A 22,979-nucleotide genomic window follows, 5' to 3' on the forward strand; every position below is an offset into this window, starting at 1 on the left:
CCGGCGCCGAGTCTCGGGGTCGGCGACACTTCTCGTGGCTGCGGGCGCGAGAAGTGTCGCGCAGCCCGAGTCTCGGCCGCCCCGCGGCGGACAGCGTCAGCCGCGACCGGGCGCGGTCACCTCGATGCGGTTCGCCCACGGGTCCTCGAACGCGACCGTCCGGCCGTCGTCGGCGGTCTGCACCCCGGTGTCGTGCATGCGTGCAACGAGGGCACCGAGGTCGTCCGACCCGGGCACCTCGATCCGCACGAGCCCCAGCCCGAGCGCGAGCTGGCGGCGCCCAGCGCCGCGGGAGTTCCAGGTGTTCATCGCCATGTGGTGGTGGTAGCCGCCGGCGCTGACGAACAGTGCCTCGCCCCACCCGGCCGTCGTGGCGAAGCCGAGCTTGTCGACGTAGAAGTCCTTCGCGCTGGCGACGTCGCCGACCGACAGGTGCACGTGGCCGACCCGACCCGGCGCGTTCGGCGCGGACTCCACCGCGTCGGCCGTCAGGTGCTCCTGCAGGAACGCGTTCGGGTCGACGTACTTCGTGTCCATGTCGACCATGCCGTGCGTCCACGACCACTCCGTGCGGTCGCGGTCCCAGTACAGCTCGACGCCGTTGCCCTCGGGATCGGTGAAGTAGAACGCGTTGCTCACCAGGTGGTCGGCGCTGCCGGTGAAGGTCTGCGGGAACTTCGTCGCGACCGAGTACAGCGCGGCGGCCAGGTCGGCCCTCGTGTCGAACAGGATCGCGGTGTGGAACAGGCCGGCGTCGTGCGGGCCGGCGTGCTGCATCGACGGCGCGTGCTCGAGGATCACGATCGGGACCGCCAGGCCACCGGCGCCCGGCCGCCCCAGCACGGCGACGCCGCCCTCGTTCGAGAGCAGCGAGAGCTGGACGCCGTCGCGGTAGTAGCCGATCATCCGGTCGAGGTTCGCGACGCGGAGGGTGACGGCACCCATCCCGGTGTCGGCGGCGAGGAGGTCCTGCGTGTGCATGGCACCAGTGTGCGCCCATTTGGTTGACGCGTCAACCAAATGGGTTCATCGGTGGTCGCGGCGAGTTTCGTGGTGGGCGACACTTCTCGCGGCCCGGCGCCCGAGATGTGTCGCTCAGCGCGAACTGAAGTGGCGCAGCACCCGGCTGCGGTCAGCGGGAGCGGAAGTAGCGGTGCAGCGCGCGCTCGCGGATCGCAGCCGCGGCGAGCGCCCCGCCGAGCAGCGCGCCCACGAGCCCGATGGACGCGATCGCGATCGCCTCGCGCACGATCGGCAGTGCGTCGTCGACGTCGAGGCCACGCACCGGCACCACCGCGACGCTCGTCGCGACCAGGGCCCCGACCGATCCCCAGACCAGGTGCTGCAGGACGATTCCGAGGACCTGCGCGCTCCGCGGTACCCCGACGTGCCGGTCGGAGGCCAGGGCGAGCCGGCGCCGTGCGACCGCTGCCGCGCCGATCGTCAGCCCCACGAGGGCCGCTGCCCCGAACGGGACGAGCACTGGCTGCCGCGCCGCGGGGGTGAAGACCGCGCCCAGGGTCGGGTTGAGCTGCCCGGCGGTGGGTCGGTCTTCGCCCTCGGCCCCGCTCGCCGGCAGGACGGTGCGCCGGAGCATCGAGACCGTGTCGTCGCGCTGCGGCCACACCGTCGCCCAGCAGGCGTCGAACGGTGACCCGTCGTCCACCGTCGGCGCGAGGACCGCGTACTCCAGGTCAGGGTCCCGGCCGTCGTCGGGGTGGTCGTACACACCGGCGACCCCGGTGCCCGCGCCGCCCACCGTCACGAGGCGATCGCCGGCAGCAAGCCCCAGGGTCTCGTGCACCGTGGGCGAGATGATCACTCCCGCGGCCCCGTCGGCAGCGGAGCCGCCGAGCAGGCCACGCACCCCGGCGGTCACCTCGTAGGTCGGGATCGCCGAGCCCGGCAGCGCGGCGGGGACGACCCCGGCGTCGAGGCGACGGAACGCACCGGACGCGATGACCCCTTCGGCATCCGCGAGGGCATCGCACACGCGGCCGTCGATCCGCCCCTCGGCTCGCTGGACGGTCGTCGCCGCACCGCTCGCGACGAACACCGCAGCCGCTCGGACGTCACCGGCGACCGCTGCGGCGCGCAGGCCCACGACACCGCTGAGCAGCACCGCGAGGACGGCAGCGGTCACGGCTGCCCACGAGGCTCCGGAGGCGATGTCGCGCCACGCCTCCCGCCAGACCTCGGTCACCTGCATCCGGCGGGGGCTCATCGGTACCGCCCGAGGTCGAGCACTCCGTCGCAGGCGTCACGGGTCGCGTCGTCGTGCGTGGCGACGACGACGACCGTCCCCGACGCGGCGAGCGCACCGATCCCACGGTTCACCTCGATCGCGGTCGCCCGGTCGAGTTGCGCCGTCGGCTCGTCGACCAGCATCAGACCCGGCGCGCTGGCGATGGCGCGCGCGAGCATCAGGCGTTGCGCCTCGCCACCGGACAGCTCGGCGAACCGCGCGTGCGCCCGCGAGCCGAGCCCGAAGCGCTCGAGGACCTCGAGCGCCCGGACGTCCGCGGTCCGACGATCCGCGCCCTGGGCGACGAACGGCAGCGCGACGTGGTCGAGCACGCGGCGGCGGGCCACCCCGTACGGGTTCTGGAAGACCCAGAGCGGCCGACAGCCCGGCGGACGGACGGCGGCACCGCGCGTCGGACGGAGCATCCCGGCGAGGATCGCGAGCAGCGTGGACTTGCCGGAACCACTCGGCCCGACGACCGCGGTCACGCTCCCCTCGGCGAAGGTGCGGTCGACGCGGTCGAACAGCACGGTGCCGTCCGGCCAGACGTGCCCGACGCCCTCGAGCGTCACCGACACGAGCTGGACCGGTCGGGCGCGGCACGGATCCGGTCGAGCGTTCGTCCGCCGGGCACCCGGACGAACGACTGCCCGAGTTCCGATCCGAGCACCTCGACCCGGAGTGACCGCCCCGTCGTCGGTTGCACGCACGCCCGGTCACCCTCGAGGTCCCAGAGGGCCGTCGGTGGCACCACCTGGACGGTTCGTGGGCGACTGAGCGTCCACATCGCGGCCACCGTCGGTGTGCCGTCGGCCGAAGCGACCGTCGCCGCGTACTCCGGCAGGGCGGTGATCGCGGCGAGGGACGTCGGCGACGAGACCACCCCGGCGGCGTCGATCGGGACGTCGGCGTTCCCGATCCGCAGCACGCGCTCCCCCGGCGCCGGATCGACCGGGAGCGCCTCGATGCGCGCACCGCGGAGTTCGGCCGGGAGTTCGACGAGGACACCGTCGGCGCCGACCGCTGCCCCGACGACGGCCACGCACGCCAGGACGGCGTTCTCGGCGGCTGGCACCCATGCGAACGGGTCACGCGGCACGACGTCGTCGGGCAGGTCGTCGCGGTCGACACCTCGGTCGACCAGGAACTGGTGCGCAGCTCGGAGCGTGCCCGGGCCGAGGACGCCGTCGATGCTCAGTCCGGCACCGAGGCGCGTGAGTTCCCGCTGCAGCCCCGTGACGTCGGCCCCGCGGTCGCCGAGCTCGAGGTCGCGCCACAGCGGCTCGTCACTGGCGAGCGCGATCACCGGCCGCCCGTCGACCCGCGCGAGGACGTCCCCGCTCCGCACGGGCGCCCCGGTCGAGCACGTCGACGTCGTCACCGTGCCGGTCCGCGACGTCACGACCGCCCGTGGGGCACCGGTGTCGAGTGCGAGCTGCACCTGTCGTTCATCGGCATCGGTGCGCTCGGTCACCCGGACGGTGCTCGCGGGGGCCGCCGTCCGGAGGGCAGCCGGGACCTCGGCCGGCACAGCGACCACGATGGCGGCGGCCGTCGCCGCCGCGACCACCATCGCCCCGAGCGTCAGGAGCGCGGCAGACGGGAAGCGCATCACTGCCGCCAGAGCCCGAGCGGATCAAGGGCGCACTGCTTCGTTTGCTCGCCCATCGAGTCGAACGGGAAGGCGTCGGCGTCCTGGTCCTTCCGCCACTGTTCCTCGGTGTAGTCAGGTCCGACAAGACCGGCCATCCGCAGACACGGAACGGTGATCTTCGCGTCGTCCAGCTTGCTGGGGTTCCTGCGCGTCTCCTCGAACAGGAACGTGATGCTCTGGTCGAACTTCGACTCGCACGCTTCGAGGATCTTGTTGGTCCTCCCGATGTCGTTGCTCGGCGACTTGCCCACCGTGCTTCCCACTTCGAACCCGCCGTCGGCGAAGTAGGAGATCGTGAGGTCGGAATCGCGGAGGCACGTGTCGACCTTCGCGTGAGCGTCCTCGAGCTCCTGGGTCGTGACCCGACCGTCCGCCAAGACCCTCGCCTCCGAGTCGGACACGTCCGCGTCGAGCGCCTCGAGGAACGCATCCGCCCACGGTCCCGCCGCCTCGAGCGACGCAGGAGCCCGCTCGGAGGACCTCGGCGTGTCCGCGTCACCCGCCGAGCAGCCAGACAGCGCAAGGGCAGAGCCGACGAGGAGGGCGAGTCCCGCCGTCACGACGGATGGCACGGCGAAGACCCCGGTCATTGCTGCCGCCAGAGTCCGAGGGGGTCCAGCCGACACTGTACGGCTGCGGGGTCCCACTGCGAGAAGGAGAAGTTCCCGTCGTCGTTCTGGGTGCGCCATTCACGTTCGGTGTACGTGTCGTCGACGAGTCTCGCGGCACGGAGGCACGCGACGGTGATCGTTGCCTCGTCCTGCTTCTCCGGGTTCCGCCGGACTTCGTTGAAGAGGTACGTCACGTCGCTGTCGAAGTCCTTCGCGCACTTCGACTTCGAATCGTTGATGGCCGTTGCGTCTTCAGCCCTCCGCCCTGGGAGCGGCGAGGCTTCGGACGTGCCGTCCTCTGCTGTCGTGTAGTCGTAGCCGAGATCCCGCATGCATGCGCTCATGCGGGACTGGGCATCTGCGACCTCCCGCGCCGAGATCGTTCCGTCCGAGAGGATCTGCCGCTGGTACGGGCTGGTGTCGGCGGCTGATTCCGCGAACTCACCCGCCCACGGCCCGGCCGCTGAGAAGCCTGACGGATCGACGACCCGGGGCGCAGCATCTGCGGAGGCGCAGCCAGCGAGCCCCGTGGCGGCGATCACCACGACGACCAATGCTCCCCGAGCACGGTTCCGAACCACCGCGTCAGGCCCGGACCATGCCGTACTGGGCGATGTTGGTCCAGCAGGCAGCCTCGTAGGACCACTTGTTGCCACCGACCACGTTCCCCCACTTCATCGTCCCGCTCTTCAGCCGGTTGAAGTGCTGAGCGCGGCCACACCCCGACTCGTTGAAGCCCTTGCTCTGCGTCACCTTCCGCCAGCACGTCGCAGCACTCGCCTCCGGCGCCGTCACGGTGTCGACCGCGATCCCGCCGCCCACGACACTCCCCAGCACGACCGCACCCAGTACGACGTTCTTGATCGACATCGATCTCCCCTTCATCGCGACATCGCCCCGATGTCACCGTTAACGTATTACCGGTCAATACGAGAACGCAACGACCACCACCACATCCGTGCAGGATGGACGCGTGACTGATGACATCCGGTGGGAGGTGGTCGAGGAGAGCTCCCTCTCGCTCCCGGACCACGAAGCGATAGCAGCACTGCTCGCGCAGGCGTTCCCGGACTGGTCCCACTGGTACGTGGGCGGCCGCAGCTGGTCCGGCATGCAGCCCGAACGCCGGGTCCTCGCCCGCGACCAGGACGGCGTCGTCCTGGCGCACGTCGGGATCCGCCGCATGTTCATCACGGTCGGCGGACGCGACGTCCTGGTCGGCGACACCGGCCTCGTCGCCGTGTCGCCACGGCTGCAGGGATCGGGCAAGGGCCGGGAACTCATGGAGCGCACGCACGCCGTGCTCGACGGGCTCGCGGTGCCGTACGGCTTCCTCGGCGCGGGCGAGAACCGCATCCCCTTCTACGCGAAGCTCGGCTGGCACGAGTTCCCCGAGGCCGTCGGCACCTTCTCGGCGTTCACCGCCGAGGGCGCCGGCATCACGAACACCGAGCAGGGCGGCTGGATGGTGCGGCCGGTGGCCGCAGCCCTGGAGGACTGGCCGGCCGGCCCGATCTGGCTGAACGGACAAGAGGTCTAGGAAGAGGACTGGGCACATCCCCCGAGGCGGCCCGATCTGGCTGAACGGGCAAGAGGTCTAGAACGCAACGACAGACGGACGGGAGGCACGGTGCCAGCTGGCACCGTGCCTCCCGTCCGTCAGGTGGTGGACCGGGGCTCACGCCCCCGCGTCCACCGGACTACGCCTCGACCGCCACGGTCTCCGGGTCCTCGTTCGAACCCGGCGCGCTCGGCACGACCGCGGCGCGCACGCGCGCACCGAGGTCGGCGTCGACGTTCGTCCAGTACGCGAACACGCGCTCGCGCAGGTCGTCGCGCGTCACCTTCGAGACGTGACCGGCGATGTTGCCGACCAGGCGCTCACGGGCGGCGTCGTCGAGGACCTCACGGACGAGCGTGCCGGCCTGGCCGAAGTCGTCGTCCTCCGGGTGCAGGGTCGCGGCGGAACGCTGCAGCGCGCCGTCCGACTCCCAGCCGGGCACGTCGTCGGTCGCGGTCGGGTCGGCGTGTGCGCCGCCGAGCGAGTTCGGCGCGTACACGGGCACCTCGGACTTCTGGAAGTCGAAGCGCATCGCGCCGTCCTTCGAGTACGAGTGCACCTCGTTCTTCGGGGCGTTCACCGGCAGCTGCGCGTGGTTGGTGCCGACGCGGTAGCGGTGGGCGTCCGCGTAGCTGAAGATGCGCGCCAGGAGCATCTTGTCCGGGCTCGCCGCGATGCCGGGCACGAAGTTCGAGGGAGCGAAGGTCGCCTGCTCGATCTCGGCGAAGTAGTTCTCCGGGTTGCGGTTGAGCTCCATCGTGCCGACCTCGATGAGCGGGTAGTCCGCGTGCGGCCACACCTTCGTCAGGTCGAACGGGTTGAAGCGGTAGGTCGCGGCGTCCGCGTAGGGCATGACCTGCACCTTGAGGGTCCAGCGCGGGAAGTCCTGACGCTCGATCGCGGCGTGCAGGTCACGGATGTGGAAGTCCGCGTCTTCACCGGCGATGCGGTCGGCGTCCTCCTGCGTCAGGGTCTTGTGGCCCTGCTCGGTGATGAAGTGGTACTTCACCCAGAAGCGCTCGCCCTCGGCGTTGATCCACTGGTAGGTGTGCGAGCCGAAGCCGTCCATCTCGCGCCACGAGGCGGGCAGGCCGCGGTCGCCCATCAGCCAGGTGACCTGGTGCGCCGACTCGGGCGACAGGGTCCAGAAGTCCCACTGCATGTCGTGGTCGCGCAGGTGCGAGCCGGGCAGGCGCTTCTGCGAGCGGATGAAGTCGGGGAACTTGATGCCGTCGCGGATGAAGAAGACGGGGGTGTTGTTGCCGACGAGGTCGTAGTTGCCCTCGGACGTGTAGAACTTCAGCGCGAACCCACGGGGGTCGCGCCACGTGTCAGGCGAACCCTGCTCACCGGCGACGGACGAGAAGCGCGTGAGCATCTCGGTCTGCTGGCCCGGCTGCAGGAACGCGGCGCGGGTGTACTTGCTGACGTCCTGCGTGACGGTGAAGGTACCGAACGCACCGCCGCCCTTCGCGTGGACGACGCGCTCCGGCACGCGCTCGCGGTTGAACTGGGCGAGCTTCTCGACCAGGTAGTGGTCGTGCAGCGCGAGGGGGCCGTCGGCCCCGACGCCCATCGAGTGCTCGTCGCTCGAGACGGGAGCGCCGGAGTTGGTGGTCGTGGTGGGGGTGCCGGCCGGCTGGCCGGGCGTCGTGTTCTGGTCGGACACGGTTCCTCCTTGGGTGGGACGGTTGGTTCGGTCAGGGGTGCTCGGGTGGTTCAGGGGACGCGCGGGGCGTCGGCGCGGCTGCGTCGGGCACGGCTGCGTCGAGCTCGTCTGCGCTTGCGCTTGCGCTTGCGCCCGCGCTTGCGCCAGGGGCGCCTGCGTCGCCGGCTGCGTCATCGCCCGCGTCGTCGCGCTCGGCCGCGGCGCACCGCTCGCAGATGCCCCAGTAGGTGACCTCGGCGGTGGTGACGGCGAAGCCGTGCGCGTCCGACGGGGTCAGGCAGGGCGAGTGCCCGACGGCGCAGTCGACGTCCTCGATCGCGCCGCACAGGGTGCAGACGATGTGGTGGTGGTTGTCACCGGTGCGTCGCTCGTACCGAGCGGGGCTGCCGGCCGGCTCGATGCGTCGGACGAGGCCGACGCCGGTCAGCGCGGCGAGCACGCCGTACACGGCCTGGTGGCTGGTCGTCGGGAGTTCCGCCGTGAGCGCCGTGACGATGTCGTCGGCGGTGGCGTGCGGCATCGATTCGGTGGCCCGCAGCACCGCGAGTCGCGGCGTCGTGACCCGGAGGCCCGAGGTGCGGAGCAGATCGGCGTCGGCGTCCATGCTGAGCCTTTCTTTTGCAGGAATCAAGACAACACGTTCACTGTACACGAGCCGTCGTGGCGCGTACTCGTCGGAACACATTCCGCGACCGGTATGCGACGTGTCACGATCTGGCGGCGATCACCTAGAGGGACGCTGGAACGATCGGTCTGCACGCTAACGTCCCGACATGTCCACGAGCCACGGCCTGTCTGAACAGGCGAACAGCGCACCGGACGTCCGGGGGATCATCGCGAAGCGGGACCTGGTCGTCGACCTCATCCGGACGGCCTGCGTCGTCCTCGTCGTCATCGTGCACGTCACGATGGTCGGCGTCGCGTCCGACGACCACGGAGTGCGGGTGACGAGCCCCCTGCAGGAACTCCCGTGGTACGTCGCCGCCACCTGGGTCGGGCAGGTGATGCCCCTCTTCTTCGTGGTCGGCGGCTTCTCGAGCGCAGTCGGCTGGCGCAGCACCGTCGCCCGCGGTGCACCGAGCCCCGCGCGCGACTACCTGGCCACCCGGCTGGTGCGTCTGTTCCGGCCGGCGATCCCGCTGTTCGTGTTCCTCGCACTCGGGCTCGGGGTGGCGACGGCTGCCGGCACCCCGCCGGGCCTCCTCGCCGAGGTCGCGTTCGGCATCGGTTCGCCGCTCTGGTTCCTCGCCGCGTACGGCATCACGCAGTGCTGCGTGCCGCTGATGATGCGCCTGCACGAGCGGGCACCGTGGGCCACCCTCGGCGTGTTGCTCGTGCTCGCCGCGGCGGTCGATGCGGTCCGCCTGGCCACCGGGGTCGCCGAGGTCGGACTGCTCAACCTCGGACCGGTGTGGCTCTTCGCCCAGCAGCTCGGGTTCCTCTGGGCCGACGGCTGGTTCGCGCGGCGGTCGAAGGCGCTCCTGCTCGCGGTGGCGGTCGTCGCCTACGCCCTGCTCGTCCCGATGACCTCGGTCGGTTTGTGGGCACCGGACATGCTGCAGGACCTCAACCCGCCGATGCTCCCGCTGGCGTTCCTCGCGATCGCGCAGGCCTGCCTGGTCCAGCTCGTGCACGCTCCGCTCACCCGCCTGATGCGCACCAGGGCTGCGCTCGGCGCCGTGTTCGCCCTCGGCCGCGACGGCATGACCATCTACCTGTGGCACCTGCCGCTCTTCATCGCGCTGAACGGGATCGCCCTGCTGGTCGGGCTGCCGTTCCCGACGCCGGGCTCCGGCGGGTGGTGGGCGTCCCGGCTGATCGCGCTGGTCGCGGTGCTCGCCGTCGCGCTCGGGGTTGCTCGGGCACTCCGCTGGTTCGACCGCCCACTCCCCCGGCTGCTGCCCTCGGCCGACCGCCCGTCGTGGCCGGTCGTCGCTGTCGCTGCGCTCTGCACGATCGGTCCGGCGTTCCTGGTGATGCAGCTGCACCTGTCGTTCGCGGTCGCGGTCGTCGGCGCCGTGGCCGTGCCGATCGGGGTGTGGTTGCTCTCGCGGACCACGCCGGCCCGGGGCGTCACCCGGATCTGAACCGGTTCTCACCGTTCGGGGCCACTCGGGCCTGCACCGGCACACGCGCCGGGCAGAGGATGGCGGCAGGCCGATCCCCTGGAGGCACCCGACGCCGTCGACACCCGAGTTCTGGAGCACCTGGCGGTTCGATCCCCTGTCCGCGGTGATGATCGCCGTCGCCGCGGTCGCCTACGGCTGGTGGGTCGTCGCTGCCGCACGTCGCGGCGCACGCTGGCCCTGGTGGCGCACCCTCGCGTTCGTCGCCGCACTGGTGCTGTTCGGGATCCTGCAGTTCGGCATCGTCGGCGTGTACGACCAGCAGCTGCGGTGGGCGTTCGTGCTGCGGTCCGCCCTGCTCTTCTTCGCGGTCCCCACCTTCGCCGCGCTCGGTGCGCCCGTCTCGTTGCTCCGGACAGGAGGCCCGGATCGCCTCACGCACGCCGCCGACGCCGCCATGCGGTCGCGTCCAGTGCGCCTGCTCGGCAACGCGATCGTCGCGCCGCTCGTCGCCCTCGTCCTGTTCGGCCTGTTGCTGACACCGTTCGCGGCGACCCTGCGCGAATCGTCCGTCTGGGCCGTCGTGATCACGGTGACGGTCCCGATGCTCGGGTTCGGGTTGCTCGCTCCGCTGTCCGAGCCCGGGGTGCTGCGGTCGTCGACGTTCGTCACCGCGGAGTTCCTGCTCGCCTTCGTGGAGCTGATGATCGACGCGGTGCCGGGCATCGTGCTCCGGATCACGAACCACGTGCTCGACGGGTCGGTGGTGCAGGCCGTGGGGCAGCCGTGGTTCCCGTCGCCGCTGCGCGATCAGCACCTGGCGGGCGACCTGCTGTGGTTCATCGCCGAGGTGGCGGACATCCCCGTGCTCATCTCGCTGTTCATCCGGTGGCAGCGGACCGATCGCCGCGAGGCCCACGCCCTCGACGCCCTGACCGACGAGCAGATCGACGAGCTGACGCGGGAGCACCTGCAGCGCCGGGGTTGAGCGCGCAGGCGGGGCGGCGGGGCGGGCGGCGGGTTTCACATGGTGAGCAGAAATGGTCGGGTGCCCGCAGGCGACCCGACCATTTCTGCTCACGAACTGTGTGCGTTCCTACTTCGACGGGGCTCCGGCGGCCTCGGGCTGCGTGGCGACCGAACCGGTCTGCTGCCAGGCGACGGTCTGCTTCGGCTTCGCCAGGAACAGCGCCGCCACGATCGCCGCGATGAGCACGATCGCCGGAAGGAACAGCGACTCACCCATGGCCCGCGAGAACGGCTCGAGCAGGAACCCGGGCAGTCCGCCGACCTGCTGCTCGGCACCACCGGCGGAGGTCCCACCGGTCGAGGCCGGGAAGTTCGCGGTGATCCGGGCCTCCATCAGCGCCGCGATGCCGGCCGAACCGAGCACGGCACCGATCTGGCGCGTGGTGTTGTAGACACCCGAGCCGGCACCGGCCAGCTTCGGCGGCAGGTTGCGCGTCGCCGAGACCGACAGCGGACCCCACATGCAGGCGTTGGCGATGCCGAGGAGCGCGCTCGGCAGGAGCACCCATCCCCAGTCGGCACTCGACGACAGCAGGGCTCCGAACCAGAACAGCCCGGCCGAGAAGCACGCGAGACCGAACGCGGCGACCCAGCGCGGGTTCCACCGGTTGAGGTTCTTGCCGACGAGCGGTGCGAGGCCGGCGGACAGCACGGCCTGCGGCACGAGGAGCAGTGCAGCCTGGGTCGGCGAGAACCGCAGGACGTCCTGCGCCCAGAGCATGATCGGCAGCGCGAACGAGGCGATCGCGACACCGACGGCCGTGATGGCGACGTTGGCCAGGGTGAAGTTGCGGTCCTTGAACAGGCCGAGGGGCAGCAGCGGCTCGCCCTTCTGCACGCCCTGCCAGACGACGAACCCGGCGAGCACCACGAGCCCGACGATGATGAGCGACCACACCGAGATCGGTCCGGCGATGACGCCCCAGTCGTAGGTCTCGCCTTCCTGGATGCCGAAGACGAGCAGGAACAGGCCGGCCGCCGACAGGAAGATGCCGAGGTAGTCGAAGCGGTGCCCGTGGCGGTCGAACGACGGCACGAAGCGCTGCGCGAGCACGAACGCCACGACACCGACGGGGACGTTCACGAAGAAGATCCACTCCCAGCCGAAGCCGTCGACGAGCAGACCGCCGACGATCGGGCCGACGAGCGAGGCGACACCGGCGACGGCGCCCCAGAGACCCATCGCGGCACCGCGGTTCTGCGGCGGGAAGATGCGCGTGATGACGGACATCGTCTGCGGGCTCATCATCGCGGCACCGAGGCCCTGCACGACGCGGGCCACGATGAGCATCTCGATCGAGCCGGCCAGACCGCACCAGAGGCTGGCGAGCGTGAAGACGACGAGGCCGATCTGGTACATGACCTTCGGGCCGAAGCGGTCACCGAGGCGGCCGGTGATGAGCAGCGGCACGGCGTAGGCGAGCAGGTACGCGCTCGTCACCCAGATCACGGAGTTGATGTCCGCGTCGAGCTTCTGGGCGATGGTGGGGGTGGCGACCGACACGATGGTCGAGTCGACGAGGATCATGAAGAAGCCGACGACGAGCGCCCAGAGGGCGGGCCACGGCTTCTTCTCGGTCGTCCGCGGAGGCGTGACGGTGGTCATCGAGTGGTGTCCTTGCTGTTCGTGGGGAAGTCAGTGTCTGTGGGGACGGCCGGGCCGTCCCAGGGGAGGTCGCCGCTGGCGATGCGGTCGACGGTGGTGCTGAGCCACTCGATCTGCGCGGCGAGCATCGCACGGACGTACGACACGTCGAGCCAGTACCGCTCGGTCAGCTGCTTGGCCTGCACGCGCTGGAGTGCCTGGTCGTAGTCGTCGCGCTCCTGTTCGAGTGCGACGATCCGGGCCCGGACGGCATCGACCGCCTCGGTGTGCGGCAGGTTCTCGAGCACGGAGAGGGCCAGGTGAAACTCCGGGTACTCGTCCGCGGGCTCCGCCACCATGCGGCGGAGGCCGTCCGCGAGCGCTGCGCGACCGGCGTCGGTGATCGTGTAGGTGGTGCGTTCCGGCCGGTTGCCGTCGCGGTCGGTGCCCACGACCTCGGCGAACCCGAGCTCGGCGAGGCGGCCGATCTGGTGGTACAGGGTGCCCGGGCGGACCTTGACGTTCCGCTCCTCCTGCCGGTGGACCATCGTCTGGAACATCTCGTACGGGTGCATCGGTGCCTCGTTCAGCAGGTCGAGCGCGGCGAACGCGAGGGGCGTGAGCGACGCCATGCGGGCCTCCTGACGGATCGATGCGGCAGTCTTCCGACTGGACTATTCGACTTCGAATATACGGAGTCGAACACAGGTGAGCAAACGCACAGCACGTTCTCCACAGGAGGCCCGGATCCGTCCCGGCGTGTCGCGCGCGCCCCGTAGACTGGTCGCGTCCCCCACCCCTGAAGCGCTGGAGAGAACACGTGCCAACGATCGTCGTCGAGGTCATGCCCAAGGCTGAGATCCTCGACCCCCAGGGCAAGGCGGTGGGCAACGCCCTCGCCCGTCTGGGCAAGGCCGACCTGACCAACGTCCGCATCGGCAAGCGCTTCGAGGTGACCGTCGACGGCCCCGTCGACGACGCCAAGCTGGCCGAGGTCCGCGACATCGCCGCCGACGTCTTCTCGAACGCGGTCATCGAGGACGTCGTCTCCGTGACCGTCGAAGGTCAGTGACCCGGATGCGCATCGGCGTCATCACCTTCCCCGGCTCCCTCGACGACCGTGACGCCCAGCGCGCGGTCCGTCTCGCCGGTGCCGACCCCGTCGCCCTCTGGCACGGCGACCACGACCTGCAGGGCGTCGACGCCATCGTGCTGCCCGGCGGGTTCTCGTACGGCGACTACCTGCGCGCCGGAGCGATCGCCGCGAAGGCGCCGATCATGGCCGAGGTCATCGACGCCGCCGGCAAGGGCATGCCCGTGCTCGGCATCTGCAACGGCTTCCAGATGCTGGCCGAGGCCCGCCTGGTCCCCGGCGCGCACACCCGCAACGCGCACCAGCAGTTCATCCGCCGCGACCAGAAGCTCCGCGTCGAGACCACCTCGACCGCCTGGACCTCGGGGTTCACCGCGCAGCAGGAGATCACGATCCCGCTCAAGAACGCCGACGGCCGGTTCGTCGCCGACGCCGACGAGATCAAGCGCATCGAGGACAACGGCCAGGTCGTGTTCCGCTACGTCGGCGTGAACCCGAACGGGTCGATCGACGACATCGCGGGCGTCTCGAACGAGCGCGGCAACGTCGTGGGCCTGATGCCGCACCCCGAGCACGCGACCGAGCCCGGCTTCGGCCCGGACACCGCCGCTGCCATGGCCTCCGGCACGGACGGCCTCACCTTCTTCACCTCCGTGATCGAGTCGACGCTCGTCAAGTGACGGCCGCGACTCCAGTGACAGGGAACGACAACACCGTGACGACTTACGTGCGCCCGAAGCCCGACACCGTGCAGGATGCCGCTGCGACTCCCGACAAGGACCAGCCGTACGACGCGCTCGGCCTGAAGCCGGACGAGTACGCCCGCATCAAGGAGATCCTCGGCCGCCGCCCCACCTCGGGTGAGCTGGCGATGTACTCCGTCATGTGGTCCGAGCACTGCTCCTACAAGTCCTCGAAGAACTACCTCCGTCAGTTCGGCAAGAAGGTCACGCCGGAGATGACGAAGAACCTGATGGTCGGCATGGGCGAGAACGCCGGTGTCGTCGACGTCGGCAACGGCTGGGCGGTGACCTTCAAGGTCGAGTCGCACAACCACCCGTCCTACGTCGAGCCGTACCAGGGCGCCGCGACCGGCGTCGGCGGCATCGTCCGCGACATCATCTCGATGGGTGCCCGCCCGGTCGCCGTGATGGACCAGCTCCGCTTCGGCGCGATCGACCACGAGGACACCGCACGCGTCGTGCACGGCGTCGTCGGTGGCATCTCGTTCTACGGCAACTGCCTCGGCCTGCCGAACATCGGCGGCGAGACCTACTTCGACCCGGTGTACCAGGGCAACCCGCTCGTCAACGCCCTCGCGGTCGGCGTCCTGCGGCACGAGGACCTGCACCTGGCGAACGCGTCCGGAGCCGGCAACAAGGTCGTGCTGTTCGGTGCCCGCACCGGTGGCGACGGCATCGGTGGCGCGTCGATCCTGGCGTCCGACACCTTCACCGAGGGCGGCCCGACCAAGCGTCCCGCCGTCCAGGTCGGCGACCCCTTCGCCGAGAAGGTCCTGATCGAGTGCTGCCTCGAGCTGTTCCAGAAGGAACTGGTCGAGGGCATCCAGGACCTCGGCGCCGCGGGTATCTCCTGCGCCACGTCCGAGCTCGCGAGCAACGGCGACGGCGGCATGCACATCTCGCTCGACGACGTCCTGCTGCGCGACCCCACGCTCACGGCCGAAGAGATCCTGATGTCGGAGAGCCAGGAGCGCATGATGGCGGTCGTCCGCCCCGACAAGCTCGACGAGTTCCTCGCCGTGGTCGGCAAGTGGGAGGTCGAGACCAGCGTCCTGGGCGAGGTCACCGGCACCGGCCGTCTCGTCATCGACTGGCAGGGCCAAGAGATCGTCAACGTCGACCCGCGCACCGTCGCCGTCGACGGCCCGGTCTACGACCGCCCGGTCGCCTACCCGACCTGGATCGACGCGCTGCAGGCCGACTCCGCCGCCTCGCTCGACCGTCCGGCCGACGGCCCCGCGCTCAAGGCGCAGTTCCTCAGCCTGCTCGGTTCGCCGAACCTGGCGTCGAAGAACTGGGTCACGAACCAGTACGACACCTACGTGCTCGGCAACACGGCCCTGTCCTTCCCCGACGACGGTGGCATGATCCGCGTCGACGAGGAAACGGGGCTCGGTGTCGCCATCGCCACCGACGCCAACGGCCGCTACTGCCAGCTCGACCCGAAGCAGGGCGCGCGTCTGGCCCTGGCCGAGGCGTACCGGAACGTCGCCGTCACCGGTGCCGTCCCCGCCGCGGTCACCGACTGCCTGAACTTCGGCTCCCCCGAGAACCCCGAGGTCATGTGGCAGTTCTCCGAGGCGGTCGAGGGACTGGCCGACGGCTGCATGGAGCTCGGCATCCCGGTCACCGGCGGCAACGTGTCGTTCTACAACCAGACCGGCTCGACCCCGATCCACCCGACCCCGGTCGTCGGTGTGCTCGGCGTCATCGACGACGTCGCCAAGCGCGTCCCGTCGGGCTGGCAGGACGACGGCCACAACATCTACCTGCTCGGCACCACGAGCCTCGAGCTCGACGGTTCGGCCTGGGCCGGCACGGTGCACGGACACCTCGGCGGTCGTCCGCCGGCGGTGGACCTCGGTCGCGAGAAGGAGCTCGCCGAGCTGCTCTTCGCAGCGAGTGGCGAGCAGCTGCTGACGAGTGCGCACGACCTGGCGGACGGTGGCCTCGGCCAGTCGCTCGCCGAGTCGGTGCTCCGCTTCGGCCTCGGCGCCCGCGTGGTCCTCGACGAGCTCGAGTCCCGCGACGGCGTCGACACGGCGACCGCGCTGTTCTCCGAGTCGACCGGTCGCGTCATCGTGACCGTCCGGCGCGAGGACGACGTCCGCTTCCAGGGCCTGTGCGACGGTCGGGGCTTCCCGGTCCTGCGCATCGGCGTGACCGACGCCACGTCGAACGCGCTCGAGGTCCAAGGTGCGTTCACGGCGACGCTCGACGAGCTCCGCGGCACGCACAACGCGACGCTGCCGGCCCGCTTCGGCGACGTGATCGTCGAGGACGTCACCGAGGGGTACGTCGGCCGTGGGCCGCTCGACTCCGACGGTGCGTTCTCGCCGCGCACGGACTCCTAGGCCCGGCGGACACCGCGTGCCCATCGTCACCCTGCCCTTCGCGGAGCTCGTCGACCGGTTCGGCCCCGTGCCGGACGGCATCGAGCTGGACGTGTGGGACGTCGAGGCGCCGTACGGTCGCCCGGACGACGTCGCCATCACGTTCCTGCCGTTCTACTTCGGTGGACGGCACCGCTGGCAGTTCGTGCACGGCCTGCCGGCGCTCGAGCTCCTGCAGCTGCCGAGCGCCGGCTACGAGCACGCGGTGCCGCACGTGCCCGGTCACGCCCAGCTGGCGAACGGTCGGGGGATCCACGACGACGAGACCGCCGAGCTCGCCGTCGGCCTGGCGCTGACCTCGCTGCGTGAACTCGGGGCGTTCCAGGCCGATCGCGCCAACGGTGTCTGGGACGCCCGGAAGACCCGTTCCCTGGCCGACCGCCGGGTCACGGTCGTCGGCTACGGCGCGATCGGGTCGGCGATCGCCACCCGGTTCGAGGCGTTCCGCACCGAGGTCACCGTGGTGGCCCGCACCGCTCGCGACCAGGACGGTCGCCACGTGCACGCGTTCGGCGAGCTGCCCGAGCTGGCACCGACGACGGACGTCCTCGTGCTCATCGCGCCGCTGACGGACGAGACCGAACGGCTGGTCGACGCCGAGCTGCTGGCCGCGCTGCCCGACGGCGCCCTGGTGGTGAACGTCGCCCGTGGCAAGGTCGTCGACACCGATGCGCTGGTGGCGGAGCTGCAGTCCGAGCGTCTGTTCGCGGCGCTCGACGTCACCGACCCCGAGCCCCTGCCCGACGGCCACCCGCTGTGGACGACGCCGAACACGGTCCTCACGCCGCACGTCGGGGGCAACACCGACCTGAGCGTCCCGCGGTCGATCGAGCTGATGCGTCGGCAGGTCGCCGCGCTGGCCGAGGGTCGCCCGTTCGAGAACCTGATCGAGCGCTAGCGACCTGTCGGCGTCAGTCCAGTCGGAGTGCCATGCCGAGACTCGGCGCGACGTCGTCGAACCCGAGCGATCGGTACAGCCGCTGACCGGGCGGATCCCCGACGAGCGTGACGTAGGCCCCGGCGGGTGCTCGGTCGCGGACGTCCTCGAGCAGCCACTCGACCACACGGCGTCCGAGCCCACGGCGCTGGTGGTCGGGATCGGTGGCGATGTCGGCGATGTGGAAGTACCACCCGCCGTCGCCGATCGTCCGGCCCATTGCCACCGGTGTGCCGCCGGCGTCCACGACGTGGCACGCCGACCAACTGCCGGCAATCGCCCCGGCGCCCTGCTCGGCGTTCTTCGGTGAGAGTCCGGAGTCCTGGCGCAGACGCAGGTAGTCCGTCAGCGGCGGTGCCCCGACGACCAGGGTGTACGGGTCGACCTCGGTCACGGTCAGAGCGGGACGATGCACGTCGGGGTCCCGACGGCGATCTGCTCGACGGCCTCGCCCGGCACACCGTCGGCACCGATCGGCAGCACGGCGATGGCGTCCGACCGCTCGTTGGCGACGAGCACGTACCCCGGCACCCGGGCGAAGTGCCGCGGCCAGGCTCCCCCGCACGACGCGGACCCGACGAGCGCGAGCCCGTCGTCGGCAGCGTCGAGCACCACGATCAGGTCGCGGCCACGGACGGCGACGATGACGAGTCCGGCGTCGTCGACCTCGATGTGGCTGAGGAGCGACTCCCCCACCGCACCCTCGAACGTCGGGGTCGAGGCGATCGTCACGAGCGAGCCGGACTCGTCGCGGCGGAGTCGGTGGACCGCGCCGTCGAGCTCACCGGCGACGAACAGGTCGCCTGCGTACCAGGCCAGGTGCCGCGGGCCGACGCCGGGCGCCACGTGGTGCACGCGCAGCGCCTCGAGCGTGGGGACGCCGTCGGCCGACACGGTCACGCGGAACTCGTGCAGCGCGTCGCCACCGAGGTCGGCGACGAGCACCGTGCCGTCCGGCGTCGCGACGGACTGGTGCGCGTGCGGCGCATCCTGCCGGTCCTGCACCGGGCCGGTGGCGGCGGGCAGGGTCGCGACGGCGATGGCCGAGGCGGGGACGGCGAGCCGGTCGGTTCGGCCGTGCACGCCGTCTGCGGGCAGGACGACGCCGTCGCTCGCGAGGACCGAGGCGGAGAACGACTCGGCCGCCGCCAGGGACACGGCGGTGACGGTGCCGGAGACGTAGTTGGTGACGATGAGCGCCCCGGACGGGTCGACCCGCAGGTGGCACGGGGCGTCACCGCCGGCGGAGGCGTCCCACAGGTGTTCGAGCGCGCCGTTCTGCATCCGGAAGGCGGAGACGCCGCCGTCGTTCGTCTCGGACACGGCGTAGACACGGTCGCCCGACACGGCGAGGAACGAGGGATCGTCGAGCACCGCGACGGTACGAGCGACCGCGACCGTACGAGCGCCCGCGCCCGCGCGGGCAGCCCCGCCGTCGACCAGGGAGATGCCGGTCGCGTTCCCGCCGCCGGTGGCGGTGTAGGAACCGACGAGCAGGGTCGGCAGGTCGACGCTCATTCGTCGCGTCCGGCGATGCGCTCGTGGTGGTGGATGACCTCGGCGACGATGAAGTTGAGGAACTTCTCGGCGAAGGCGGGGTCGAGGTGCGCCTCGGCGGCGAGGCTCCGGAGCCGTGCGACCTGGATCTGTTCGCGGTCCGGGTCGGCGGCGGGCATGCCCGATTCGGCCTTCAGGTGCCCCACTCGCTGGGTGTACTTGAAGCGCTCGGCGAGCATGTGGATGACGGCGGCGTCGATGTTGTCGATGCTCTGCCGGATGCTCCGGAGTTCGGCGACAGCCGTCGCTTCGGCCGTCGCTTCGGGCTCGGGCGGGGTGACGTCGTCGCTCATGCCCCGAGCCTACTGGCGGACGCGCAGCCGAACCCCGCCGACGCCTGCGAGAATGAGCACATGTCGGTCTTGCTCGTGATCTCGGGCGTGTGTGCGGTCCTCGCTGGCCTCGTCCACGTGTACATCTGGTTCCTCGAATCCATCATCTGGACGAGTCCACGCGCCCGCAAGGTGTTCGGCATCGCGACCGAGACCGAGGCCGACGCGACCCGCTCCCTCGCGTTCAACCAGGGGTTCTACAACCTGTTCCTGGCGATCGGCGCGATCCTCGGTGTCGTGCTGGTGCTGGCGGGCAACACCGCGACCGGCTGGACCCTCGTCGTGTTCTCGACCGCGAGCATGCTCGGCGCCGCGGTGATCCTGGTCGGCTCCGGCCGCAAGTACGTCAACTCCGCGTTCAAGCAGGGCACGCTCCCGCTGATCGCCCTGCTCTTCGCGTTGCTCGGCTCGAGCTTCCCCGTCTGAGCCGTCTGAGCCGTCTGAGCCGTCTGAGCCATCTGAGCCATCTGAGCCGTCTCGACCAGATCGTCAGCCCCGCCACGCAAAAGCGACAGGGTGCCACCGAAGTTCGGCGGCACCCTGTCGCTTTCGCGGGTGAAGACCGGCCAGGTCAGCCGAGCTTGTCCTCGAACTGGGCCGGCAGCTTGTCGAGCGCCCACTCGATCGCAGCGGTGGTGCCCATCGAGAACGCCGACGACACGTCCTTGTCGTCGAAGACGATGTAGTGACCGGCCTCGACCGACGGCACCTTCTGGAACAGCGGGTCGGCCTCGGCCTTCGACGCGTCGACGTAGATCGGCAGGACCAGCGTCAGGTCGGCGTCGAGCAGGTCGAGGTTCTCGTCGGACAGCGTGACGGAGAACGCCTTGCCGGCTTCCTTGTCGATGGCCGACGGGATCGTGAACCCGAGGTTCTTCATGAACGACGAGCGGCTGTCGGTGGAGGCGTACGCCCCGAAGCCCTCGGAGCTGTACGCACCGACGACGGCGGTCTTGCCCTCGAAGTCCGGGTGCGCCTTGCGCGCCGTGGCGTAGGCATCGTCGAGGTCGGAGAGCAGCTTCTTGCCCTCGGACTCCTTGCCGAGCGCCTTCGCGATCATCGTGGTCTGCTGCTCGGTCGAGGCGAGGTAGTTCTCGCCGCCCTTCGGGATCGCGACGGTCGGCGCGATCGCGGACAGCTTGTCGTACCGGTCCTTGTCACCAGACGACTTCACGTCGAGGATCAGGTCGGGGTTGAGCTTGAGGATGTCCTCGTAGCTCGGCTCGAGCGTCTGGATGATCTTCGGCGACTTCGTGTACGCGTCCTTGAGCCACGGTCCGACGCCGTCGCCACCGAAGGCGAGCCAGTCGCTCGCGCCGACCGGCTGCACGCCGAGCTCGAGCGCGGTCTCGGCGTCACCCCAGCCGAGTGCGACGACGCGCTTGGGCTGCGAGTCGATCGTCGTGGTGCCGAGGCCGGTCGTGATGGACACCGGGAAGGCGCCGTCGGACGAGCCGGACGAAGCCGTGTCGGTGGACGAGCCGGAGCCCGAGGCACAGCCGGCGAGGACGAGGGAGGCTGCGGCGACGGCACCCGCAGCGGCGAGGACACGTCGGAGACGAAGGGATGAGCGGATCACGAAGGGTAGCCTAACCTAACGGGGCGTACAGGAAATCAGCTGGATAGGCTGGGTGATCGTGGCCGTCCCAGATCCAGACCGCACGCGCCTCGCGGTGCTCGGCTCCCCCATCGCGCATTCGCTCTCCCCCACGCTCCACGAAGCGGCCTACGACGCGCTCGGGCTGGGGTGGTCGTACGGGAGGCACGAGGTCGCGTCCGGCGGGCTCGACGCGTTCGTCGCGGGGCTGGGTCCCGGATGGCGCGGGCTGAGTCTCACGATGCCGCTCAAGCGCGAGGTGCTGCCGCTCCTCGACCGCACGACCCCGTTGGTCGACGAGCTCGGGGTCGCCAACACGGTGGCGTTCCGCCACGAGGGCGACAGCATCGTCCGCGCGGGCGCGAACACCGACGTCCAGGGGCTCGTCCGTCCGGTCGAGGCCCTCGGGCACCTGCCCGGCGAGGCCACGATCCTCGGCGGCGGGGCGACTGCGGCGAGCGCCCTGACCGCGGCCGTGCGGCTCGGGGCGTCGCTCGTGCGGGTGTTCCTGCGCGACACCGCGAAGGCCGGGTCGCTCGTGGAGCTGGCCGTGCGGCTCGGCGTCTCGCTCGAGGTCCTGCCGCTCACCGACCTGCCCGGCACCCGCCACGGGTTCGTCCTGTCGACGCTTCCCGGCGGCGCGGCCGACCCGCTCGAGCTGGTGCCGTCGGGGTCGGACGCCGTGCTGTTCGACGTCGCCTACGAGCCGTGGCCGACCGCTGCAGCGAGCCGCTGGGAGGGCGCCGGCGGCCGCGTGCTGAACGGTCTCGACATGCTCACCGAGCAGGCCATCGGCCAGATCCGCTTCTTCCTGACCGGTGACGAGGACGAGCTGCTGCCCGACGAGGCCGCCGTCCGTCGTGCGATGCGCTCGGCTGTCGGCCTGCCCGCCGTCATCAGCAGCTAGCCGACGACGACACCGGCGACCCGCGGTCAGCCGCGGGTCCGCGCCTCGGCGTCGAGCAGGGCGACGGACACGTCCCACAGCCGGTCGGCCTGGTCAGGGTCGAGCGCCCAGGGCAGCACGCCGTGCAGGCCGTCCTCGATCCGCTCGACCACCGCTGCTTCGTGGCAGTCCTCGAAGTAGCGGCCGGTGATCCCGTCGAGTTCCGGTGCGGTGGCGAGCAGGACCGAGGTCGCGGCTCCCTGCTCGGGGGTCTTCACGGCGTCGGCGGCGGCGATCTTCGTGGCGGCGAGGACCTCCGGGTCCCAGTGCTTCTGCAGCCCGGTCCAGATCCCGCCGGGCATCAGGGCGTTCGCGGTGATGCCGTCGGCGGCCCACCGCCGGCCGGCAGCGACGGCGAACAGCACGTTCGCGGTCTTCGACTGGCCGTAGGCGAGTCCGGGTTCGTAGGGGCGCCGGCGGAAGAACAGGTCGTCGAACACGACGGGCGAACCGCCGTGGCCGCTCGACGACACCGAGACGATGCGGGCCGAACCCGAGGCCGCCAGGGCGTCGTGCAGCCCGAGCGCGAGGGCGAAGTGCCCGAGGTGGTTCGTGGCGAACTGCGCCTCCCACCCGGCGGGCGTGTACGACTCGGGCGCGTCCATGATGCCGGCGTTGGCGACGAGGACGTCGAGCGGCCCCGACCACGCTGCGGTGAACGCCTCGACGGAGCCCGGGCGGTCCAGGTGCAGTTCGACGACGGCCGGTGCGTCCGTCCCCGTCGACCGGGCGATGTCGTCCGCGACCCGGCGGCCGGCGTCGACGTCCCGCACGGCGAGCGTCACGCGTGCTCCGGCTCCGGCGAGTGCTCGGGCGGTCTCCACCCCGATGCCGGACGCGGCGCCGGTGACGATCGCCGTGCGTCCTGTCAGGTCGAGGCCGTCGACGACCTCGGCGGCCGTGGTCCGGCCGCCGAAGCGGGTGAGGTCGCGTGCGGGCATGTCGACTCCTGTCAGCTGGC

24 protein-coding genes and 1 pseudogene are annotated in these 22,979 nt (G+C 70.9%); 9 read left to right on the plus strand and 16 right to left on the minus strand.

From position 1 onward, the window contains the following. Positions 1-96: 96 nt before the first annotated feature. The 7 genes from ACIPV1_RS12835 to ACIPV1_RS12865 all read right to left on the minus strand — a co-directional run bounded on the left by ACIPV1_RS12835 (position 97) and on the right by ACIPV1_RS12865 (position 5,380). Positions 97-981, minus strand: coding sequence for a VOC family protein (locus ACIPV1_RS12835; RefSeq protein ID WP_402726542.1), 885 nt, complete (start codon positions 979-981; stop codon positions 97-99). A 151-nt stretch (positions 982-1,132) separates the two neighbouring features. Beyond that, entirely contained in the window at positions 1,133-2,224 is a 1,092-nt protein-coding gene (locus ACIPV1_RS12840; protein WP_402726543.1) for a hypothetical protein, read from the minus strand. After that, positions 2,221-2,823, minus strand: a complete 603-nt coding sequence (locus tag ACIPV1_RS12845) for an ABC transporter ATP-binding protein (RefSeq protein ID WP_402726544.1) — start codon at positions 2,821-2,823, stop codon at positions 2,221-2,223. The genes ACIPV1_RS12840 and ACIPV1_RS12845 overlap by 4 nt, the downstream gene beginning before the upstream one ends. Then, positions 2,814-3,857: a peptidoglycan-binding protein gene (locus tag ACIPV1_RS12850; RefSeq protein WP_402726545.1), complete on the minus strand. Its 1,044-nt coding sequence runs from the start codon at positions 3,855-3,857 to the stop codon at positions 2,814-2,816. The genes ACIPV1_RS12845 and ACIPV1_RS12850 overlap by 10 nt, the downstream gene beginning before the upstream one ends. Beyond that, positions 3,857-4,489, minus strand: a complete 633-nt coding sequence (locus ACIPV1_RS12855; RefSeq protein WP_402726546.1) for a hypothetical protein — start codon at positions 4,487-4,489, stop codon at positions 3,857-3,859. Before ACIPV1_RS12855 ends, ACIPV1_RS12850 begins: the two co-directional genes overlap by 1 nt. Continuing rightward, complete coding sequence (locus ACIPV1_RS12860) at positions 4,486-5,055, minus strand: hypothetical protein (RefSeq protein WP_402726547.1); 570 nt, start codon at positions 5,053-5,055, stop codon at positions 4,486-4,488. The genes ACIPV1_RS12855 and ACIPV1_RS12860 overlap by 4 nt, the downstream gene beginning before the upstream one ends. A 40-nt stretch (positions 5,056-5,095) precedes the next feature. Continuing rightward, a complete protein-coding gene (locus ACIPV1_RS12865) occupies positions 5,096-5,380 on the minus strand; it encodes a hypothetical protein (protein ID WP_131846918.1) in 285 nt (94 codons plus the stop codon). A 103-nt stretch (positions 5,381-5,483) separates the two neighbouring features. Between ACIPV1_RS12865 and ACIPV1_RS12870 the strand changes: the two genes are divergently transcribed. Next, complete coding sequence (locus ACIPV1_RS12870; RefSeq protein WP_402726548.1) at positions 5,484-6,050, plus strand: GNAT family N-acetyltransferase; 567 nt, start codon at positions 5,484-5,486, stop codon at positions 6,048-6,050. Between the two features lie 160 nt (positions 6,051-6,210). On the opposite strand, the gene ACIPV1_RS12875 is transcribed toward ACIPV1_RS12870, so the two are convergent. Further along, positions 6,211-7,740, minus strand: coding sequence for a catalase (locus ACIPV1_RS12875; protein ID WP_402726549.1), 1,530 nt, complete (start codon positions 7,738-7,740; stop codon positions 6,211-6,213). Between the two features lie 178 nt (positions 7,741-7,918). Continuing rightward, positions 7,919-8,344, minus strand: a pseudogene (locus tag ACIPV1_RS12880) (Fur family transcriptional regulator); the annotation flags it as partial. Between the two features lie 169 nt (positions 8,345-8,513). On the opposite strand from ACIPV1_RS12880, the gene ACIPV1_RS12885 reads away from it, so the two are divergent. Further along, positions 8,514-9,827 carry an acyltransferase gene (locus ACIPV1_RS12885; RefSeq protein WP_402726550.1) on the plus strand — a complete coding sequence of 438 codons (1,314 nt, stop codon included), beginning with the start codon at positions 8,514-8,516 and terminating at the stop codon, positions 9,825-9,827. A 148-nt stretch (positions 9,828-9,975) separates the two neighbouring features. Further along, positions 9,976-10,794 carry a cytochrome c oxidase assembly protein gene (locus ACIPV1_RS12890; RefSeq protein ID WP_402726680.1) on the plus strand — a complete coding sequence of 273 codons (819 nt, stop codon included), beginning with the start codon at positions 9,976-9,978 and terminating at the stop codon, positions 10,792-10,794. A 108-nt stretch (positions 10,795-10,902) separates the two neighbouring features. On the opposite strand, the gene ACIPV1_RS12895 is transcribed toward ACIPV1_RS12890, so the two are convergent. After that, on the minus strand, positions 10,903-12,441 hold the full coding sequence (locus tag ACIPV1_RS12895) for a DHA2 family efflux MFS transporter permease subunit (protein WP_123937507.1): 1,539 nt from the start codon (positions 12,439-12,441) through the stop codon (positions 10,903-10,905). Continuing rightward, positions 12,438-13,052 carry a PadR family transcriptional regulator gene (locus tag ACIPV1_RS12900; RefSeq protein WP_402726551.1) on the minus strand — a complete coding sequence of 205 codons (615 nt, stop codon included), beginning with the start codon at positions 13,050-13,052 and terminating at the stop codon, positions 12,438-12,440. The genes ACIPV1_RS12895 and ACIPV1_RS12900 overlap by 4 nt, the downstream gene beginning before the upstream one ends. Before the next feature lie 188 nt (positions 13,053-13,240). Between ACIPV1_RS12900 and purS the strand changes: the two genes are divergently transcribed. Genes purS through ACIPV1_RS12920 form a run of 4 tightly spaced genes read left to right on the plus strand, consistent with a single transcriptional unit; the run spans position 13,241 to position 17,547 of the window. Continuing rightward, on the plus strand, positions 13,241-13,492 hold the full coding sequence (gene purS / locus ACIPV1_RS12905) for a phosphoribosylformylglycinamidine synthase subunit PurS (protein WP_017886272.1): 252 nt from the start codon (positions 13,241-13,243) through the stop codon (positions 13,490-13,492). A gap of 5 nt (positions 13,493-13,497) precedes the next feature. After that, positions 13,498-14,193, plus strand: coding sequence for a phosphoribosylformylglycinamidine synthase subunit PurQ (gene purQ / locus ACIPV1_RS12910; protein WP_111085606.1), 696 nt, complete (start codon positions 13,498-13,500; stop codon positions 14,191-14,193). Between the two features lie 35 nt (positions 14,194-14,228). Further along, on the plus strand, positions 14,229-16,610 hold the full coding sequence (purL, locus tag ACIPV1_RS12915) for a phosphoribosylformylglycinamidine synthase subunit PurL (RefSeq protein ID WP_243650153.1): 2,382 nt from the start codon (positions 14,229-14,231) through the stop codon (positions 16,608-16,610). Positions 16,611-16,626: 16 nt separating this feature from the next. Further along, positions 16,627-17,547: a 2-hydroxyacid dehydrogenase gene (locus ACIPV1_RS12920; RefSeq protein ID WP_402726552.1), complete on the plus strand. Its 921-nt coding sequence runs from the start codon at positions 16,627-16,629 to the stop codon at positions 17,545-17,547. Positions 17,548-17,560: 13 nt separating this feature from the next. Here ACIPV1_RS12920 and ACIPV1_RS12925 read toward each other — a convergent pair whose 3' ends face one another. The 3 genes from ACIPV1_RS12925 to ACIPV1_RS12935 are packed head-to-tail and all read right to left on the minus strand — an operon-like array spanning position 17,561 to position 19,436. Further along, positions 17,561-18,001: a GNAT family N-acetyltransferase gene (locus ACIPV1_RS12925; protein ID WP_323742903.1), complete on the minus strand. Its 441-nt coding sequence runs from the start codon at positions 17,999-18,001 to the stop codon at positions 17,561-17,563. After that, positions 17,983-19,104 carry a lactonase family protein gene (locus tag ACIPV1_RS12930; RefSeq protein ID WP_402726553.1) on the minus strand — a complete coding sequence of 374 codons (1,122 nt, stop codon included), beginning with the start codon at positions 19,102-19,104 and terminating at the stop codon, positions 17,983-17,985. Before ACIPV1_RS12930 ends, ACIPV1_RS12925 begins: the two co-directional genes overlap by 19 nt. Continuing rightward, positions 19,101-19,436 carry a chorismate mutase gene (locus ACIPV1_RS12935; protein WP_123293629.1) on the minus strand — a complete coding sequence of 112 codons (336 nt, stop codon included), beginning with the start codon at positions 19,434-19,436 and terminating at the stop codon, positions 19,101-19,103. The genes ACIPV1_RS12930 and ACIPV1_RS12935 overlap by 4 nt, the downstream gene beginning before the upstream one ends. A gap of 60 nt (positions 19,437-19,496) precedes the next feature. Here ACIPV1_RS12935 and ACIPV1_RS12940 point away from each other — a divergent pair, with 60 nt between their 5' ends. Beyond that, entirely contained in the window at positions 19,497-19,901 is a 405-nt protein-coding gene (locus tag ACIPV1_RS12940) for a DUF1304 domain-containing protein (protein WP_123293628.1), read from the plus strand. A 145-nt stretch (positions 19,902-20,046) separates the two neighbouring features. On the opposite strand, the gene ACIPV1_RS12945 is transcribed toward ACIPV1_RS12940, so the two are convergent. Next, positions 20,047-21,054, minus strand: a complete 1,008-nt coding sequence (locus ACIPV1_RS12945; protein WP_123293627.1) for an iron-siderophore ABC transporter substrate-binding protein — start codon at positions 21,052-21,054, stop codon at positions 20,047-20,049. Positions 21,055-21,112: 58 nt separating this feature from the next. Here ACIPV1_RS12945 and ACIPV1_RS12950 point away from each other — a divergent pair, with 58 nt between their 5' ends. Continuing rightward, positions 21,113-21,979 (plus strand): shikimate dehydrogenase family protein, encoded by an 867-nt coding sequence (locus ACIPV1_RS12950; RefSeq protein ID WP_402726554.1) that lies wholly within the window; start codon positions 21,113-21,115, stop codon positions 21,977-21,979. Positions 21,980-22,005: 26 nt separating this feature from the next. On the opposite strand, the gene ACIPV1_RS12955 is transcribed toward ACIPV1_RS12950, so the two are convergent. Beyond that, on the minus strand, positions 22,006-22,959 hold the full coding sequence (locus ACIPV1_RS12955; protein WP_402726555.1) for an SDR family NAD(P)-dependent oxidoreductase: 954 nt from the start codon (positions 22,957-22,959) through the stop codon (positions 22,006-22,008). Positions 22,960-22,979 lie beyond the last annotated feature (20 nt).

The organism is Curtobacterium sp. NPDC089991 (assembly GCF_044748425.1).
Taxonomy (GTDB): Bacteria; Actinomycetota; Actinomycetes; order Actinomycetales; family Microbacteriaceae; genus Curtobacterium.

Bases quoted from the DNA above. Each gene is read 5' to 3' on its own strand.
- ACIPV1_RS12940 (WP_123293628.1), top strand. From the start codon at position 19,497: ATGTCGGTCTTGCTCGTGATCTCGGGCGTGTGTGCGGTCCTCGCTGGC.
- ACIPV1_RS12890 (WP_402726680.1), top strand. From the start codon at position 9,976: ATGATCGCCGTCGCCGCGGTCGCCTACGGCTGGTGGGTCGTCGCTGCC.
- ACIPV1_RS12865 (WP_131846918.1), bottom strand. From the start codon at position 5,380: ATGTCGATCAAGAACGTCGTACTGGGTGCGGTCGTGCTGGGGAGTGTC.
- ACIPV1_RS12885 (WP_402726550.1), top strand. From the start codon at position 8,514: ATGTCCACGAGCCACGGCCTGTCTGAACAGGCGAACAGCGCACCGGAC.
- purQ (WP_111085606.1), top strand. From the start codon at position 13,498: ATGCGCATCGGCGTCATCACCTTCCCCGGCTCCCTCGACGACCGTGAC.
- ACIPV1_RS12855 (WP_402726546.1), bottom strand. From the start codon at position 4,489: ATGACCGGGGTCTTCGCCGTGCCATCCGTCGTGACGGCGGGACTCGCC.
- ACIPV1_RS12900 (WP_402726551.1), bottom strand. From the start codon at position 13,052: ATGGCGTCGCTCACGCCCCTCGCGTTCGCCGCGCTCGACCTGCTGAAC.
- ACIPV1_RS12930 (WP_402726553.1), bottom strand. From the start codon at position 19,104: ATGAGCGTCGACCTGCCGACCCTGCTCGTCGGTTCCTACACCGCCACC.
- ACIPV1_RS12850 (WP_402726545.1), bottom strand. From the start codon at position 3,857: ATGCGCTTCCCGTCTGCCGCGCTCCTGACGCTCGGGGCGATGGTGGTC.
- ACIPV1_RS12935 (WP_123293629.1), bottom strand. From the start codon at position 19,436: ATGAGCGACGACGTCACCCCGCCCGAGCCCGAAGCGACGGCCGAAGCG.
- ACIPV1_RS12895 (WP_123937507.1), bottom strand. From the start codon at position 12,441: ATGACCACCGTCACGCCTCCGCGGACGACCGAGAAGAAGCCGTGGCCC.
- ACIPV1_RS12835 (WP_402726542.1), bottom strand. From the start codon at position 981: ATGCACACGCAGGACCTCCTCGCCGCCGACACCGGGATGGGTGCCGTC.
- ACIPV1_RS12955 (WP_402726555.1), bottom strand. From the start codon at position 22,959: ATGCCCGCACGCGACCTCACCCGCTTCGGCGGCCGGACCACGGCCGCC.
- ACIPV1_RS12840 (WP_402726543.1), bottom strand. From the start codon at position 2,224: ATGAGCCCCCGCCGGATGCAGGTGACCGAGGTCTGGCGGGAGGCGTGG.